Source organism: Nocardia rosealba, assembly GCF_020216065.1.
Lineage (GTDB): Bacteria > Actinomycetota > Actinomycetes > Mycobacteriales > Mycobacteriaceae > Nocardia > Nocardia rosealba.
In genome coordinates this window covers 389,239-405,562 of the sequence record NZ_JAIWNA010000002.1, presented here as the reverse complement: position 1 = coordinate 405,562, position 16,324 = coordinate 389,239, and the positions used below count along the sequence as shown (strand labels likewise).

The window sequence follows — 16,324 nt, the reverse complement described above, 5'->3', positions numbered from 1 at the left end:
AGCCTCACACACCCACGCGCGTCTCGGGCACGATGGTGATCATGGACCTCCGCATCTTCACCGAACCGCAGCAGGGCGCCGACTACGACACGCTGCTCGCCGTGGCGCGCGCCGCCGAGGATCTCGACTTCGACGCCTTCTTCCGCTCCGACCACTATCTGGCCATGGGCGATGCCGACGGCCTGCCCGGCCCCACCGACGCCTGGATCACCCTGGCGGGCCTGGCCCGCGACACCTCCCGCATCCGCCTGGGCACCCTGGTCACCGCCGCGACGTTCCGGCTGCCCGGGCCGCTGGCCATCCAGGTAGCCCAGGTCGACCAGATGTCGGGTGGCCGCGTGGAGCTCGGGCTCGGCAGCGGCTGGTTCGCCGCCGAACACGCCGCCTACGGAATTCCCTTCCCCGACAACAGGTTCGGCCTGCTCGAAGAACAGCTCGCGATCATCACGGGGCTGTGGTCGACCAAGCTCGGCGATACCTTCTCCTTCGACGGCGAGCACTACCAGCTCACCGACTCCCCCGCACTGCCCAAACCGGTGCAGGATCCCGTGCCGGTGGTGATCGGCGGCAACGGCAAGGTCCGCACCCCACGCCTGGCCGCCCGTTACGCCACCGAATTCAATATGCCCTTCGCCTCGGTGGCCGACAGCGCCGCCCAGTTCGACCGGGTCCGCGACGCCGTGCGCGCGGCCGGGCGCACCGACGAAATCGTCTACTCCAACGCGCTCGTGGCCTGCGTCGGGCGCACCGACGCCGAGGTGGCGCGCCGGGCCGCGGCGATCGGTCGTGAGGTCGACGAGCTGAAGACCAACGGGCTGGCCGGCTCGCCCGCCGAGGTGGTGGACAAGATCGCCCGCTACCGCGAGATCGATGCGAGCCGGATCTACCTGCAGATCCTCGACCTGGCCGATCTCGACCACCTCGAACTCATCGCCGCCGAGGTGAAATCGCAGCTCTGAGTACGCCTCACGGGATCGGCTTGTCGGTGGGCAGGTTGACGAAGCTCGGTGCCGCCGGGTCGAGGCGCACCTGCTGCGGTTCCAGCCCGGAGGCGTCGAGCATCGGGCGGAACGGCAGCGCCTTGGGCGCGTTACCCGCGTACACGTCGATCCGCACGCGGTGCCCCGGCGCGAGCACGGCCTGGGTCGGGATGACGGCGATGTCGATCTCGGTCGGCGCACCGGGGACCACGGGCAGCAACCGGTCGAGGGTGAGCGGGTTGAACGGTGCGGTGAGATCCCCGTTCACCGACCGCGCGCTGCGCCGTTCGTCGATGGCGCGCATGGAGGCGGTGAGCTGACCGGTGGTCAGCACGGTCGAGGTGCCGTCGGGAGCGACATCGTTGACGGTGACGTTCCAGAATCCGTCGCTGCCGGTGTGCACCGTGTTGAGCCGCACATTGATCGGACCCGAGATCACCGTCTCCTCGGCGACCGGAGCGCTGGTGAAGGTGAGCGCGTTGCGCTCGGCGATGCGCGAGTCCTTGGCGCAGGCGTCGAGCGCGGCGGTCATCCCGGCCGAACCCTGCGCCGCGTCCCGCGAGCAGACCGTACTCAAACCCGGTGCCACCGTCAGGTTTTCGACCGCGCCGGGGCCCGTGGGACGCAGTGAACCGTCGTGCAGGCTGTCCTCGGTTGACCCGCTCGGATCGGCCGACAGGTACACCCGCCGATGCGTGACACCCGGCTGCGGCCACTCACGCAGCGTGACCCAGCCGCCACCCTGCTGTTTCACCGTCACCGGGCCGAATGCCTCGACACCGCTGTCGATGTCCTTGAGCCACTTGTCGAACCAGGCGCGCTGCAGCACGTCCAGCCGCGGCGGCGCCCCCGGAACACCGGTTCCCGCACCGGGATTGGCGTGATAGGTGTCGCCCACGACCAGTTGCTTGCGGCCCGGTGGCAGCGGGAGCTGTTCGTAGAGTTTGGTCGCGCTGTTGGCGAAGATGTCGTGCCAGCCGCCGTAGACGAACGTCGGCACGTTCACCTTCTCCGGGTGACCCATGATCGCCTCGCGGAACGCGGAGGTCTCGTCGAGCGCACCGTCGAGAGCGGGCGGCATGTCCTCGAGCGACGGGGTGAGCAGGGCCTGGGCGAGCAGGTCGAAATTGGTCGTCGGGTCGGCGATGCGATCGTTGAACCAAGTCCAGTCGAAGGTGCCCTGGATCATCGACGCCACATCGGGCACGAGTTTGAGCTGGTTGACCGAATTGAGCCACAGCGGAAGGAACGTCGTGCCGACGCCGCCGCCGGGCGCGACGACGTCGCGCATCAGATCGCTGCCGGGTTCCACCGGGAAGATGGCCTGCAGCGCGGCGGGCGCGTCTTCGGCCGCCCGCAGCTGGTTGATGCCCGAATACGAGCCGCCGCTCATGCCGATGCGGCCGTTGGACCACGGCTGGGCGGCCGCCCACTCGATCACCTCACGGGTGTCGAGCTGTTCGCGGGCGCCGAGGGTATCCCACTTGCCCTGCGACTGACCGGTTCCGCGCACATCGGCGACCACGACGGTGTAACCGCTGCCGATGAGTTTGCGGTCGACGCCGAGCATGGTCTGGATCATGCCGCCGTCCAGTGCCTGCATCAGATCGCCGAAACCGCTGATGGGTGTGCTCGACAGGTTCAGGCGGCGCACGATGTCGACGGCGGTCGACTGCAGACCGGGCGTTGCGGCGGCCGCCTCGATCAGGCCGGTCATGAGCTTGGAGTAGGGCGTGAGGCTCACGATCGTCGGCAGCGGCTTCTGCTCGATCACCCCTGCCGCGTCGGCGGGGCGGTACACGTCGGCCTTGAGGACCACGCCGTCGCTCATGGTGATGTGCACGCCGCGCTCCACGCGCACTTCCGGATAGGTGCCCGGCGCGTCGTGCTGGGCGGTCCAGCGCACGCCGGGCACGTCGCCGCCCGGCTTGCCCGACACCTGGCCCGCACCGCAGGCGAGCACCGCTGTGATCGCGAGAATCGCCGTCAGCACACGGACGAGCCCACGTTCGGAACCTCTCAACGTCATCGAGTCGCTCCCGACCGGTTCGTTCATCGTTGACCTAGCCACCGCAGATCGGCGCCGAAACTGTAACAGTGGTAACGACTTGCGGCGGGCAGCGCCGGACCGCTCGGAGGGTCGCAGTGAACACGTATCGTTCCAGTTCAGGGCGTTATCCTCCGCGACGGACGTGTCGGTGGGCAGTGGTTGACTTGGCGCGTGCCGACCGACCCGGCCGGTGTCATTCATCGACGAGGAGGACGTTCGACAATGCCGACACGTGACGAACCATGGCCCCAGGGCACGCCGTGCTGGGTCGACTGTCAGGTCGACGACCCCGCCGCCGCCCGCACGTTCTACAGCGCGCTCTTCGGTTGGGACATCCAGGACGCGGGCGGGGGTGGGTATCTCATGGCGATGCTCGACGGTAGGCCCGCGGCGGGCATCGGACCCAAACCCGACGCCATGCGGCAGATGCCGTCGGTATGGACCACCTACTTCGCGGCCGAACGGGCCGACGAGATCGCCGAGCGCGTCACGAAGGCCGGCGGCGAGGTGTTCGTGCCGCCGTTCGACGTCCTCGACGTGGGCCGGATGTTCGTCGCCGCCGACCCGACCGGCGGCGCCTTCGGTGTCTGGGAAGCCAAGCGCCACATCGGTGCCGGGGTGTTCAACCAGCACGGCGCCTACTGCTGGAACGAGCTGCACACCCCCGGCTACGACCAGGCACACGAGTTCTACAACAGCGTGTTCGGCTGGAACTACACCGAGATCGGTGACGGCGTGAACTTCACGTACTCCACCTTCTCGCTGCCCGGCGACAAGCACGAGGTCGGTGGGATGATGGACGCCTCGTCGTTCGGCAATCCGCCGTACTGGCTCACCTGGATCCAGGTCGACGACGCCGACGGCGCACTGAACAAGGCGACCGAACTGGGCGCGAAGGTGATCATGGGGCCCGACGACAGCCCCTTCGGGCGCATGGGAATCCTGGCGGCACCCCAGGGCGAGGTGCTCGGTGTGATCGACCCGGCGAAAGCCGTCGGGGAGGTTCCGACTGGAGCGTGACGACGCGGTTCGGCGTGGCGCGGGGGCGGTTCGTCACGCGCGCGGTGGGCAGGCGGCGAGCTGGATTTCCAGAAGCAGGCGGTCGTCGGGGTCGTCGAGGTCGATGCCGAGGATGGATTCCACGCGGCGCAGGCGGTAGCGCAAGGTGTTGGGGTGGACGCGCAGGGCGGCGGCCGCCGTGCTCACCTCGCCGTGGGCGCGCAGGTAGGCGCGGGTGGAGGCGCGCAGGTCGGCGCCGTGGTCGCGGTCGTAGGCGTCGAGGGCGGCCAGTCGCGGGTCGTGCAGGTGGGGGTGGTCGCGGATCAGCTCGACGATCTCGGTGAGCAGCACCGCCGTTCTCGCCTCGGCCAGGGTGGTCACGCGGCTGCCCTCGGTGGTGGGGGCGGGGCTGTCCAGCACGCGGTCGACCTCACCGCGGGCTCCGGCGACGGCCGTCAGCCCGGCCACGGGCGCGGCCACCGCCGCCCGGACCACCAGCCCACGCGCCTGCTCGAGCTGTGCCACCAGCTCACGCACCCACGACCCGACGCCGTGTTCGGAGTGATAGGAGGGCAGCAGCACATACACCCGCTCACCGATCGCCTCGGTGACCGAATCACCACGAAAAGCACTGGCGTGCAACCGGATCAGGCCGCTGGACGCGGCGAGTTCGGCGGCCGGACCGAGCGCGGCGAAACCGATCACCGCGGCGGGACCCGCTTCGGGCAGACGCAGGGCGGCCGCCACCGACGGCACGTCGACTCCTTCGCCGTGCGCGCCGAACAGCCTGCGCACCAGCACGGCCTCGGTCGACGGTGCGTCCAGTGCCCGCGCGATGATGCGCGCCGCCACCGCCGACGCACCGCTCAGTACCTGAGCGGCGTCCGGGCGCAGTGGCCGGTCGCCCTGCTGCAACCAGATCGTGCCGAGCATCCGGTCCTCGGCGCCGACGGTGGCCCGCCGGATACCAACCACCAGCCTGCGGCGGATCCCGAGTTCGGGGTGGTCGGGGACGTCGACCACCTCGTCGGTGCGGCGCACCCGGTCGAACACGCCCCACTCGCGCAGTATCCGCAGGTAGTCGGCCGGACCCTCGCGGCCGAGGATCGAGCGGATGCGCAACTGGTCGGCGGCGGCGTCGGAGGCCGAATAGGCGAGCACGTGCGAGTGCGGGTCCTCGATGCTCACCATGCCGCCTGTTTCGGCCGCCACCACCTGCGCCAACCCGAACAGGTCGGTGTCGGGAGCGAGCAGGTCGGGTTCACCGGCCTCGGTCCGGCCGCCGGGCGCGCGGGTGAGCATGCGGCGGACGAGGCCGAACACCTGGTCCCAGCGGGCATGCCGGTGCACCTGCACCAGCGCGATCCCGGCCGCATGGGCGGCCGCACGCACTGCCGGTGAGTCGTCGGCACGCTTGGTCATCAACAGTCGCGGCCGCTGCGCGAGCGGGCGGGCACCGACACCCCGCAGCCACCGTACGGTCTGCTCGGAATCGACGCCGACCAGCAGATACACCTGCGCCAACACACCGTCGGCCTCGAGGTGTTCGGCCAGGTCGGCGGGCTCGGCGAGGGCGACAGTGCGCACGACCACCTGCTCCCCCGCCGGTGCGTCGACCAGCGTGGCCACGGTGTGGTCGAGCGCGCCGAGCAGCTCGGCCAGTGTCGTCTCCATACGCGCGCTCCATTGTCCGATCGGACTAAACATTGAGCAGAACTTCGTCCGATCAGCCGATTATGACCGATGCCGAGGGGTGTTGACTACGTCACATCCCGCTACCGCCTTACGACGCAGGAGAGGCACTCATGGACGCCATTGCGACCACCCCGCCGCCGGTGAACGAGCCTGTCGGCACCTTCGCGCCGGGCACACCCGAACGCACCCGGCTGCAGACCGCACTCACCGAACTGGCCGCCACCCCGACCGAGATCTGCCACGTGATCGGCGGTCGCCACCTACGCGGCGACGGACCGGTGTTCGAGGTCGTCCAACCACACCGCCACAGCGCCGTACTCGGCACCCTGCACGACGCGACCGCCGCCGAGGCCGCCGCTGCCGTGGAAGCCGCCACCGAGGCCGCACCCGCCTGGCGGGCGATGTCGTTCGACGACCGCGCCTCGGTGTTCCTGCGCGCGGCCGATCTGCTCGCCGGTCCGTGGCGCGAAAAGATCTGTGCGGCAACGATGCTCGGTCAGTCCAAGTCGCCGTATCAGGCCGAGATCGACGCACCGTGCGAACTGGTCGACTTCTGGCGGTTCAATGTGTCGTTCGCGCGCAAGATCATCGCCGAACAGCCGCTGTCCTCGCGCGGGGTGTGGAACCGCATGCAGTACCGCTCGCTGGAGGGCTTCGTCTACGCGGTGACCCCGTTCAACTTCACCGCCATCGCAGGCAATCTGCCGACCGCGCCCGCGCTGATGGGCAACACGGTGGTGTGGAAGCCCGCGCGTTCGCAGGCGGTGGCCGCGTATCTGACGATGTGCCTGCTCGAGGAGGCAGGTCTGCCGCCCGGTGTCATCAACCTCGTGCACGGTGCCGGGCCCGAGGTCTCGGAGGTGGTGCTGCCCGATCGGCGCCTGGCCGGTGTGCACTTCACGGGGTCGACCGCCACCTTCCAGCATCTGTGGCGGGAAGTGGCGACGAACCTGGACCGCTATCGCACCTATCCCCGGCTGGTCGGCGAGACCGGTGGCAAGGATTTCGTGCTCGCGCATCCGTCGGCGGATCCGGCCGTGCTCACCACCGCGCTGCTGCGTGGCGCGTTCGACTACCAGGGCCAGAAGTGCTCGGCCGCCTCGCGCGCGTATGTGCCGCGTTCGGTGTGGTCGGCGATGTCGGAGGACCTGATCGAGAAGACGGCGTCGCTGCGCTACGGCGATGTCACCGACTTCACGAATTTCGGTGGGGCGCTGATCGATCGGCGCGCCTTCGACCGCAATACCGCCGCGCTCGAGCGGGCCAAGGCCACCCAGGGGATCACCGTGGTCGCGGGCGGGCACAGCGACGACAGCGTCGGCTGGTTCGTGGAACCGACGGTGGTGGTCGGCGACGACCCGGGCGACGAGATCTTCCACACCGAGTACTTCGGTCCGATTCTCGCCGTACACGTCTACGACGACTCCACACCCTCGGGTTTCGAGGACGCCATGAACCTGGTCGACGCGGGCGCCTACGGTCTCACCGGCTCGATCATCGCCCAGGACCGCGCCGCCATCGCCGCCGCCACCGAGCGGCTCACCTTCTCGGCGGGCAACTTCTACATCAACGACAAGCCCTCGGGCGCGGTCGTCGGCCAGCAGCCCTTCGGCGGCGGACGGGCCTCGGGCACCAACGACAAGGCGGGCTCGGCCCAGAACCTGCTGCGCTGGACCTCCGCGCGCACGATCAAGGAGACCTTCACCCCGCCCACCGAGCACGGTTACCCCCACCAGGAATCGGAGGCGAACTGATGTCGGCACTGATGCGCTCGGCGCTGCTCGGTGCGGCGCGCTCGGCACGACTGGAACGCGCCGTCACCCGGTTGCCGGTGAGCCGTGATGTGGTGTCGCGGTTCGTGGCGGGAACCACGACCGAACAGGTGGTCGCCGCCGCCGAAACCCTGCTCCGCTCAGGACGTTTCGTCAGCATCGACTACCTGGGTGAGGACACCACCGATCTGGCGCGCGCCGAGGCGACGGTCGAGCAGTACCGCACCCTCATCGCCGCCCTCGGACGTCTCCCCCAGGCCGAGACCACACCGGGAGCCGTTCGGCCACTGGAGGTCTCGGTCAAACTGTCGGCGCTCGGCCAGGCCCTGCCCCGCGACGGCCACGCCGTCGCCCGCGAGCACGCGCACCAGATCTGCGCCGCCGCCGAGGCGGCCGGACTGTGGGTCACCGTCGACGCCGAAGACCACACGACCACCGATTCGACTCTCGCGATCGTCACCGAGCTCCGCGCGGACTTCCCCTGGCTCGGCACCGTTCTGCAGGCCTACCTGCGCCGCACCGAGGAGGACTGCCGCGCTCTGGCGGGCCCGCAGTCACGGATCCGGCTGTGCAAGGGCGCCTACGACGAACCGGAATCGGTGGCGTTCCGCGACCGCGCCGAGGTCGACGCCTCCTATCTGCGTTGCCTCGGCGTACTCGCCGCCGGGCAGGGCTATCCGATGATCGCCTCCCACGACCCCACGATCATCGCCGCCGCCGGAGCGGCCGTCGCGGCGGCCCGGCGCAAGTGCGAGGAGTACGAGTACCAGATGCTGTACGGCATCCGCGACGACGAACAGCAGCGACTCACCGCCGAGGGCAACCACGTTCGCGTATACATCCCCTACGGCGACCAGTGGTACGGCTATTTCATGCGCAGGCTGGCCGAACGACCCGCCAATCTCGCCTTCTTCCTGCGCGCACTGGCAGGCGGACGCGGGTAACGAGCCGCTCTCCATTCGGGCACTACCACTGAACAATATTCATTCTCGGGGTCGGGAACGGCCACGCGGCGGTGTACTGATCACGCGGCCAGGCCGCCGACGGAAGGAACAGCGATGTCTTTCGCAGAGTTGCGCGCCCAGATGCTGCGCCGTAAACCACTCGTCGAGGTAGAAGACGAGATCCCCGGCGACGAACGCCTCGCCAAATCACTCGGACTGTGGCAGCTCACCGCCATCGGTGTCGGCGGCATCATCGGCGCGGGCATCTTCACCCTGGCCGGATCGGTCGCCCACTCGGTGACCGGCCCCGCGGTACTGATCTCGTTCCTGATCGCCGGTGTCGCCAGCGCGGCCGCCGCGCTGTGCTACGCCGAATTCGCCGGCATGGTGCCCAAAGCCGGTTCGGCCTACACCTACGGATATGTCTCCCTCGGTGAGCTGGCGGGCTGGTTCATCGGCTGGGACCTGCTGCTCGAGTACATCGCGGTCGCGGCGGTGGTGGCGATCGGAGTGTCGGGCTACTTCGGGTTCCTGCTCGAGCAGGTGGGCCTGACGCTGCCCGAATGGATGCTCGGGGCGCCCGATACCGGTGACGGCCGGGTCGTCGACCTGTTCGCGGTATTGTTCTGCCTGGGGACGGCGTGGATCCTCTCGCGCGGTATCGGCAGCGTCGGCCGGTTCGAAACCGTCGCTGTCGGCATCAAGGTCGCCTTGGTCGTGCTCATCGTCGCGCTCGGTGTGTTCCACATCGACAGTGCCAACTACGACCCGTACTTCCCCTACGGCACCGGCGCGGTGTGGACCGGCGCGGCGACGGTGTTCTTCGCCGTGTTCGGCTACGACGCCATGAGTACCGCGGCCGAGGAATCCGTCGACGGACGCAAGCACCTGCCCAAGGCGATCATCTACTCCCTCGCCATCGCGATGGTGCTCTACGTGCTGTGCACGCTGGTGCTCACCGGCATGCAGAAATACACCGAGATCAGCCCGACCAGCGGGTTCTCCACCGCCTTCGAATCGGTCGGGATGCCGGGGGTCGCCAATATCATCGCCGTCGGCGCGATCGTCGGCATCATCACCGTGGTGCTCACCTTCATGCTCGGTGTCACCCGCGTGTGGTTCGCGATGAGCCGCGACGGGCTGCTGCCCATCTGGTTCGCCAAGACCCATCCCACCCGCAAGGTGCCGACCCGGGTCACCTGGATCGTCGGCATCGGCGCGGCGATCCTGGCCGGTGTGCTGCCGATCAACACCGTCGCCGAACTCACCAATATCGGCATCCTGATGGCGTTCATCGTGGTGTGTGTGGCCGTGATCGTGTTGCGCCGCACCAGGCCCGACGCGCCCCGCTCGTTCCGGCTGCCGTTGATGCCGGTGATCCCGCTGATCGGGATCGGCTTCTCGGCGTACCTGATCTGGTCGCTGCCGTGGGAGACCTGGGTGCGCTTCGCGGGCTGGTTGCTCGTCGGGCTCGTGGTGTATTTCGCCTACTCGCGCAAACATTCGCTGCTGAACCGGCCCGCACCGGAAAAGATCACCTAGACCCACCTGGGCAGGCGCCGCGCGATCACTCGCTCAGCGCCTGCTCCGGCCGGACGAGCATCCACTTGAGGATCTTGCCGGTCTCCCCACGCGGCAGCGCGTTGATGAAGGTGACATCGCGCGGCACCGAGAACCGGCTCAGGCGGTGGCGGATATAGGTGCGGATCATGTCCGGATCCAGGCCCGCCCCTTCCCGTTTCACCACGAACGCGGCCAGGCGCTGCCCGAACTCGCGATCGGGGACGCCGACCACGGCCACCTCGGTGATCTGCGGCAGGTGGGCCAGCGCCTCCTCCACCGGTCGTGGGAAGACGTTCTCGCCGCCGGAAATGATCATCTCGTCGTCGCGGCCCGCCACGAACAGCCTGCCCGAGGCGTCGAGATACCCCAGGTCGCCGGTGTCGAGCATGCCGTCGGCCTCCTCTGGCGGTGCGGCGTTGACGTACCCGTCGAAGAGCATGTGGTTGGCGACGAAGATGTGCCCGACCGTGCCGACCGGCACCGGGCGCAGATCGGGACCGAGCACCCCCACCCGGGTACCCAACGGCGGACGGCCCGCCGTGGTCGGCGAGACCCGCAGGTCGGCGGGGGTGGCGACACTGGCCCAGGACACCTCGGTGGAGCCGTACACGTTGTAGAGCACGTCGCCGTAGGTGTCGAGGAACCGCAGCACCGTGGCACCGGCCAGCGGCGCGCCGCAGCTGACCACGTGCCGCAGACTCGACAGGTCGAAGCTCGCGCGGACGTCGTCGGGGACGTCGAGGAGGCGTTCGACCATGGTCGGCACCACGATCAGGGTGGTGATGCGGTGTTCGCTGATCGAGCGGAGGCACTCGACGGCGTCGAAGCCGTCGCTGAGCACGACGGTGGCGCGCAGTGCGGTGCTGAGCTGCAGCCCGGCCAGCCCCCAGGTGTGGAACAGCGGTGCGGGCACCAGCACCACTTCCTCCACGCGCAGCGGAATCCGCGACAGCAGGGCGGCGATGGTGCCGAAGCCCTTGGCGTGCGGGCGGCGGGCGCCCTTGGGTGAGCCGCTGGTTCCCGAGGTGAGCACGATCAGCCTGCCGGGATGGGCGGGCACGGGAAAGTCCTCGACCCCCGCGGCGATCAGGCCCTCGATGGTCGCGCGTTGCGGATCGGGCGGATCGGCGTCGGTGGTGAAACGCGGTATCTCGCTGTGCAGGTAGCGGATCAGCGTTTCGAGTTCCCCGTCGACGAACACCGCGCTGAGGCGATGACGCTGCACGATCTCCTCGATGCGCCGCCCGGAAAGTCCCGCGTTGAGCAGCGCGACGTCGACGCCGAGTTTGCCCGCGGCGACCATGGTCTCGACCATGCCCGCGTGATTGCGGGCCAGCAACCCGATCGCGTCACCGGCGCGCATGCCGAGTTCGTACATGGCACCGGCCAGGGCGTCGGATCGCGTGTCGATCTCGCGGTAGGTCCGGGTGCCGAACCGATCGAGCACCGCGACCCGGTCCGGGGAGTGCGCGGCCCCTGCGGCGTAACCGCCCGCCAGGTTGAAGCCCCACTTCGACAGGGAGCGAAGCTGTTTGAGGATCGACACCGGTTCCGGACGCATCAGACCGGTCGCCGCGATGGAACGCGCCACCCCCGCGTTGCGGCGCAGCGGCGAGCGTTCGGCGTTGACGACCACCGACGACCTGGTCCCCGCGATCACGTCGGCGGTGCGGCGCAGACCCGCCTTCACCCAGTCGGTGACCACCGAGTTGCTGCGCTGCTCGAGCATCGGATGCACCCGGGCGGCGGCGAACAGCGTGATGTCGAGCCGGGTGCGCTGCTGGTCGCCACGCAGCCGCACCGAGGCGAAGCTGCCGAGCGCGGGGCTGCGCAGTTCGAAGCTCTCGTACCAGCGGCCGATGCCGAGGACGAACTCGTGGGTGTGGATGCCGGTGTCCACCGAGCCGACCCGGACCTGCCACACCACCGCACCGTCGGGGTGATCGATGCGCTCGCAGGCGCCGATTCCGGTGAACATGCGTGGATAACTCTGCGGATCGAGCAGGACATCCCAGAGGGCTTGCCTGGCGATGGTGAAATCCGCGCTGACATCGATGACGTCGGTGACCAAACTCCGTGCTCTTCCCAACAACCGGGCACGACGGTCGATCCCGTCGTGCGGGTCGTCACGCTACCGTCGAGCGCCGTCCCAGCACCAAGAATCAGACAAATCCGGTGGTATCGGACGGTTTCCACCGGATTTTGGTCGGTCCGCCATCGACTCGACGACGCGGATGTGAAACTGCCCAATGGCTTGCACAGCACCGGAGGATGCCGAAGTATTGCTGGAAGCACGGTCCCGATCTACAGGAGTCGCCGCTGGCTGCGGCACGACGAACGAAGAGGTGCGGACATGACAGCGAGCTGGCCCGGTTCGAGCGATCCTTTCGACGACATCTTCCAGCGCTTTTTCGGTTCCGGGATGTCGGCGAAACCGCCGGTGCAACGCATCGACCTGAGCCGTCTGATGACCGACGACGCGAAGTTGCTGGTCGGTGCGGCGCGGCAGGCGGCCCAGCAATGGGGCAACCCGGAGATCACGCCCGAACACCTGCTCTACGCCGCCGCCGAGACCGAACCCGCGCGCGACATGATCGATGAGCTGAGCCTCGACGCCGACCAGGTCGCCGAGCAGATGCAGGACTATCTCGACACCGGTGCGGCCGGCGGGTACGACCTGGCCGACATCACCCTCAGCCCGGCGACCAAGCTGGCCATGCGCGCCGCCCAGCGCCAGGCCGCGCAGTCCGGCAGCACCTACATCGGGCCCGAACACATCCTGCTCGGGATCGCCTCGCTGTCCGACAGCATCGCGGCCCAGACACTGGTCGCGGGTCTGGCGGCCAGCCAGAGCGGTGGCGGCCCGACGCCGAGCACGGCAGCCGCGCAGGCCAAACGCCAGCAGCGCAAGACCGATACCCCGACGCTGGACGAATACGGTCGCGACCTCACCGCCGAGGCCCGCGAGGGCCTGATCGACCCGGTGGTCGGGCGGGCGGAGGAGATCGAGGAATCCATCGAGATCCTGTCCCGGCGACGCAAGAACAACCCGGTGCTGATCGGTGATCCCGGTGTCGGCAAGACCGCGATCGTGGAAGGTCTGGCCCAGCGCATCGTCAACGGCGACGTGCCGACCTCGCTCGCGGACCGCCGGGTGATCGCCCTCGACGTCGGCTCCCTGGTGGCGGGCAGCAAGTATCGCGGTGAGTTCGAGGAACGGCTCACCAAGATCCTCGACGAGGTCCGTGCCCACAAGGACGAACTCGTGGTGTTCATCGACGAACTGCACACCATCGTCGGCGCCGGTGGTGGCGGCGAGGGCTCGATGGACGCTGGCAACCTGCTCAAGCCCGCCCTCGCGCGCGGTGACCTGCACGTCGTCGGTGCGACGACGATCGACGAATACCGCAAGTACATCGAGAAGGACGCCGCGCTCGAGCGCCGCTTCCAGCCGGTGATGGTCGCCGAACCCTCAGTGGCCGACACGATCGAGATCCTGCGCGGGCTCGCCGACGTGTACGAGGAACACCATCAGGTGCGCTACTCCGACGAGTCGCTGGTCGCGGCGGCGCAACTGTCGGATCGCTACATCACCGACCGGTTCATGCCCGACAAGGCGATCGACCTGGTCGACCAGGCAGGCGCGCGGGTGCGGTTGCGGTCGGGCACCGCCGACCCGGAGGTCAAGGCCAAGGAAGACGAGATCGCGCGGCTGTACCGGGAGAAGGACGCGGCGGTCGACAACGAGGACTACGAGAAGGCCAAGGCGCTCAAGGCCGAGATCGCCGCCGCCGAGGAGGAGCTGGAGGAATCCGGTGCCACCTCCACGGAACCGGAGGTGCAGGTGGTCGACATCGCCGAGGTCATCTCGCGGCGCACCGGTATTCCGGTGGCCGATCTGACCGCCGAGGAGAAGCAGCGCCTGCTCGAGCTGGAGAACGTGCTGCACAAGCGGGTGATCGGGCAGAACGAGGCGATCGTCGCGGTCGCCGAGGCGGTGCGTCGGGCGCGCGCCGGGCTCAAGGACCCGAACCGGCCCATCGGGTCGTTCCTGTTCCTCGGCCCGACCGGTGTCGGCAAGACCGAGCTGGCCAAGGCGCTGGCCGAGGCGGTGTTCGGCGACGAGGACCGGCTGATCCGCTTCGACATGAGCGAGTTCCAGGAGAAGCACACGGTCTCACGGCTCGTCGGCGCCCCGTCGGGTACGACGATGCCGCCCAGCTCACCGACAAGGTGCGCCGTCAGCCGTACTCGGTGATCCTGTTCGACGAGGTCGAGAAGGCGCACCCCGATGTGTTCAACGTGCTGCTGCAGTTGCTCGACGACGGGCACGTCACCGATTCCAAGGGCCGCACGGTGGATTTCAAGAACACCATCGTCATCATGACTTCCAACATCGGTTCGCAGCTGATCCTCGACGCGCCCGCCGGCGATCTGGATTCGATCGTTCCCCAGCTCGAGGAGAAGTTGCGGTCGCACTTCCGGCCGGAGTTCCTCAACCGGATCGACGAGCAGATCGTGTTCCACCGGCTCGACAAGTCGCAGCTCGAGGAGATCGTTGGGCTCATCCTCGACCGCACACGGCGCATGCTCGCGGCCCAGGACGTCGAACTCGACATCAGCCAGTCGGCGGTGGACTGGTTGGGCGAGAAGGGTTTCCAGCCCGAGTTCGGGGCCCGGCCGTTGCGTCGTACGGTGCAGCGCGAACTCGACAACCGGGTGTCGCGGCTGCTGCTCGACGGTGGGCTCGAGTCCGGCGGCACGGTGCACGTCGACACCTCGGGCGACGATCTGGTGGTCACCGCGACCATGCCCGACAACCCGTCCGCGGGCAACGGCGAGGCGCCGAAGAAGAGCTCCAAGAAGAAGGGCTCCGACAAGAAGCTGGTCGACTCGAAGTGAGTCCAACGACGGTGGCCCGGTCCGCGGAAGGACCGAGCCACCGTCGGCTCAGCGGGTCAGCCGCCGGTAACCACACAGGACTCACCGAAGCGGTACCCACGGCCGACGCTCACGTCGACGGCGCGACCGACGCCGTCCTGGACGGCGGCCAGGGTGTGCGCTCCGGTGCTCGACGGCACCCACGGCATGGTGGCGATGCCGTCGGTGGGGTTCACGACCGCGAGCAGCGTGCCGTTGTCGTAGAACGCGACAGGAACGATGCCGACACTGAGCCGAGCCTCGAGGTAGTGCGTGCACCCGGTGCCGTAGTTCGTGGAACTTCCCACGCTCAGGCTGGGGTTCACCGTCAGTTGTGACACCCCGGCCGAAGCCGTCGGCGCACCGAACATCACTGCCGCGACGACCGTTCCGACGGCCGCGACGGCCACACCGCAAATCCTGTCACTCATATCTCACGTCCTTGTGCTGCGAGGCCGGCCGAACGCGAGGCCGGCGAGGTTTTCCCAATCCTGGCCCCATCCGCACACCGATGGTGGGAGAAACACCCGAATCGCTCGCATTCGCCCAGCTACCCCCGCGACCAGAGGGCCGGGGTGTTCGGCGGGGTCCAGTTGGGGTCGTGGACGGTGTGGGCTTGGCGGCAGGTGTAGCTGATGCCCTGGTAGGTGACCCTGTCGCCGATGGCGTAGGTGGCGCCCTGACGCCACGCCGATGCCGCCGGTGCTGTCGTCGTGGGGTGGTCGTGCCCCCCACCCGGCCGGGAGGTCGTCGGCGGGGCGGTGCTGGTGGCCGGTGGATTCGTGGTGGTCACCGGCGGTTTCGTGGTGGTCGGCGGCGCGGGTGGGGTGGTGGTCGGCGCCGGCGGCTGCGTGGTCGTTGCCGGTGGGGTGCCGCCACTTATCTCGAGGTCGACACAACTGTAGAAGGCCGCTGCGGTGTCTCCGATGTTCCAGACCGCGCGCAATTTATGCCGACCGGAGTACTGCGACAGGTCGATGGTGTGGGTGACCTCCATCGGGGGTTGCTCGTTTCGCCCGTCGATCACGGCGACCCGGGTATTCCCGATAAAGTACTCCCAGTCGGCGGTGCGATGATTGGCAGTGTTCTTCCAGGTGAATGTGACACTGCCGGAAACCCGCTGTGGAATCCAGCCGAGGCTGTCGTCGTCGAGTTCCGGATATTTGTTCGCGCTGCAATTGGTGAGCCCTTTCGGACCCTCGACACTCTGCGGCTCGTATTTCACCGCGCCGCAGGCGACGAGGCCGCGCGCACATTGTTCCTGCCTGCTGGCCGGGCCGGTGACCCAGCCGTGCGCATTCGCGACCGAGGGCGGGGTGAACAGAGTAGCGACGGGCACCAAGGCAAGCGCGCCGGCGACCACGACAATTCGACTTCTCACTATCAATACTCCCTTGAAAC

At 68.5% G+C, this 16,324-nt stretch carries 10 protein-coding genes and 1 pseudogene; 6 read left to right on the top strand and 5 right to left on the bottom strand.

The annotated features are described in order from the left end of the window. Window positions 1-41 precede the first annotated feature (41 nt). Window positions 42-959, top strand: coding sequence for an LLM class F420-dependent oxidoreductase (locus LDL21_RS08700; protein ID WP_225279547.1), 918 nt, complete (start codon window positions 42-44; stop codon window positions 957-959). A 7-nt stretch (window positions 960-966) separates the two neighbouring features. Here the strand turns inward: LDL21_RS08700 and LDL21_RS08695 are convergent, their stop codons facing one another. Next, the gene (locus LDL21_RS08695) at window positions 967-3,009 is read right to left on the bottom strand and encodes a CocE/NonD family hydrolase (RefSeq protein WP_225279546.1); all 2,043 of its coding nucleotides are present in this window, start codon (window positions 3,007-3,009) and stop codon (window positions 967-969) included. Window positions 3,010-3,252: 243 nt separating this feature from the next. Between LDL21_RS08695 and LDL21_RS08690 the strand changes: the two genes are divergently transcribed. Then, window positions 3,253-4,050 carry a VOC family protein gene (locus LDL21_RS08690; protein WP_225279545.1) on the top strand — a complete coding sequence of 266 codons (798 nt, stop codon included), beginning with the start codon at window positions 3,253-3,255 and terminating at the stop codon, window positions 4,048-4,050. A gap of 33 nt (window positions 4,051-4,083) precedes the next feature. Here the strand turns inward: LDL21_RS08690 and LDL21_RS08685 are convergent, their stop codons facing one another. Then, window positions 4,084-5,703, bottom strand: a complete 1,620-nt coding sequence (locus LDL21_RS08685; RefSeq protein WP_225279544.1) for a PucR family transcriptional regulator — start codon at window positions 5,701-5,703, stop codon at window positions 4,084-4,086. Window positions 5,704-5,834: 131 nt separating this feature from the next. On the opposite strand from LDL21_RS08685, the gene pruA reads away from it, so the two are divergent. The 3 genes from pruA to LDL21_RS08670 all read left to right on the top strand — a co-directional run bounded on the left by pruA (window position 5,835) and on the right by LDL21_RS08670 (window position 9,982). Continuing rightward, on the top strand, window positions 5,835-7,478 hold the full coding sequence (gene pruA, locus LDL21_RS08680) for an L-glutamate gamma-semialdehyde dehydrogenase (protein ID WP_225279543.1): 1,644 nt from the start codon (window positions 5,835-5,837) through the stop codon (window positions 7,476-7,478). Continuing rightward, window positions 7,478-8,440 carry a proline dehydrogenase family protein gene (locus LDL21_RS08675; RefSeq protein WP_225279542.1) on the top strand — a complete coding sequence of 321 codons (963 nt, stop codon included), beginning with the start codon at window positions 7,478-7,480 and terminating at the stop codon, window positions 8,438-8,440. The genes pruA and LDL21_RS08675 overlap by 1 nt, the downstream gene beginning before the upstream one ends. Before the next feature lie 114 nt (window positions 8,441-8,554). Then, complete coding sequence (locus LDL21_RS08670) at window positions 8,555-9,982, top strand: amino acid permease (protein ID WP_181697399.1); 1,428 nt, start codon at window positions 8,555-8,557, stop codon at window positions 9,980-9,982. 25 nt (window positions 9,983-10,007) lie between these two features. On the opposite strand, the gene LDL21_RS08665 is transcribed toward LDL21_RS08670, so the two are convergent. Beyond that, window positions 10,008-12,074, bottom strand: a complete 2,067-nt coding sequence (locus tag LDL21_RS08665; protein WP_225279541.1) for an AMP-binding protein — start codon at window positions 12,072-12,074, stop codon at window positions 10,008-10,010. A gap of 282 nt (window positions 12,075-12,356) precedes the next feature. On the opposite strand from LDL21_RS08665, the pseudogene LDL21_RS08660 reads away from it, so the two are divergent. After that, window positions 12,357-14,905, top strand: a pseudogene (locus LDL21_RS08660) (ATP-dependent Clp protease ATP-binding subunit). A gap of 56 nt (window positions 14,906-14,961) precedes the next feature. Here the strand turns inward: LDL21_RS08660 and LDL21_RS08655 are convergent. Both LDL21_RS08655 and LDL21_RS08650 read right to left on the bottom strand, forming a co-directional pair. Next, on the bottom strand, window positions 14,962-15,354 hold the full coding sequence (locus LDL21_RS08655; protein WP_225279540.1) for a hypothetical protein: 393 nt from the start codon (window positions 15,352-15,354) through the stop codon (window positions 14,962-14,964). Window positions 15,355-15,473: 119 nt separating this feature from the next. After that, a complete protein-coding gene (locus LDL21_RS08650; protein ID WP_225279539.1) occupies window positions 15,474-16,304 on the bottom strand; it encodes a lytic polysaccharide monooxygenase in 831 nt (276 codons plus the stop codon). Between the last annotated feature and the right edge of the window lie 20 nt (window positions 16,305-16,324).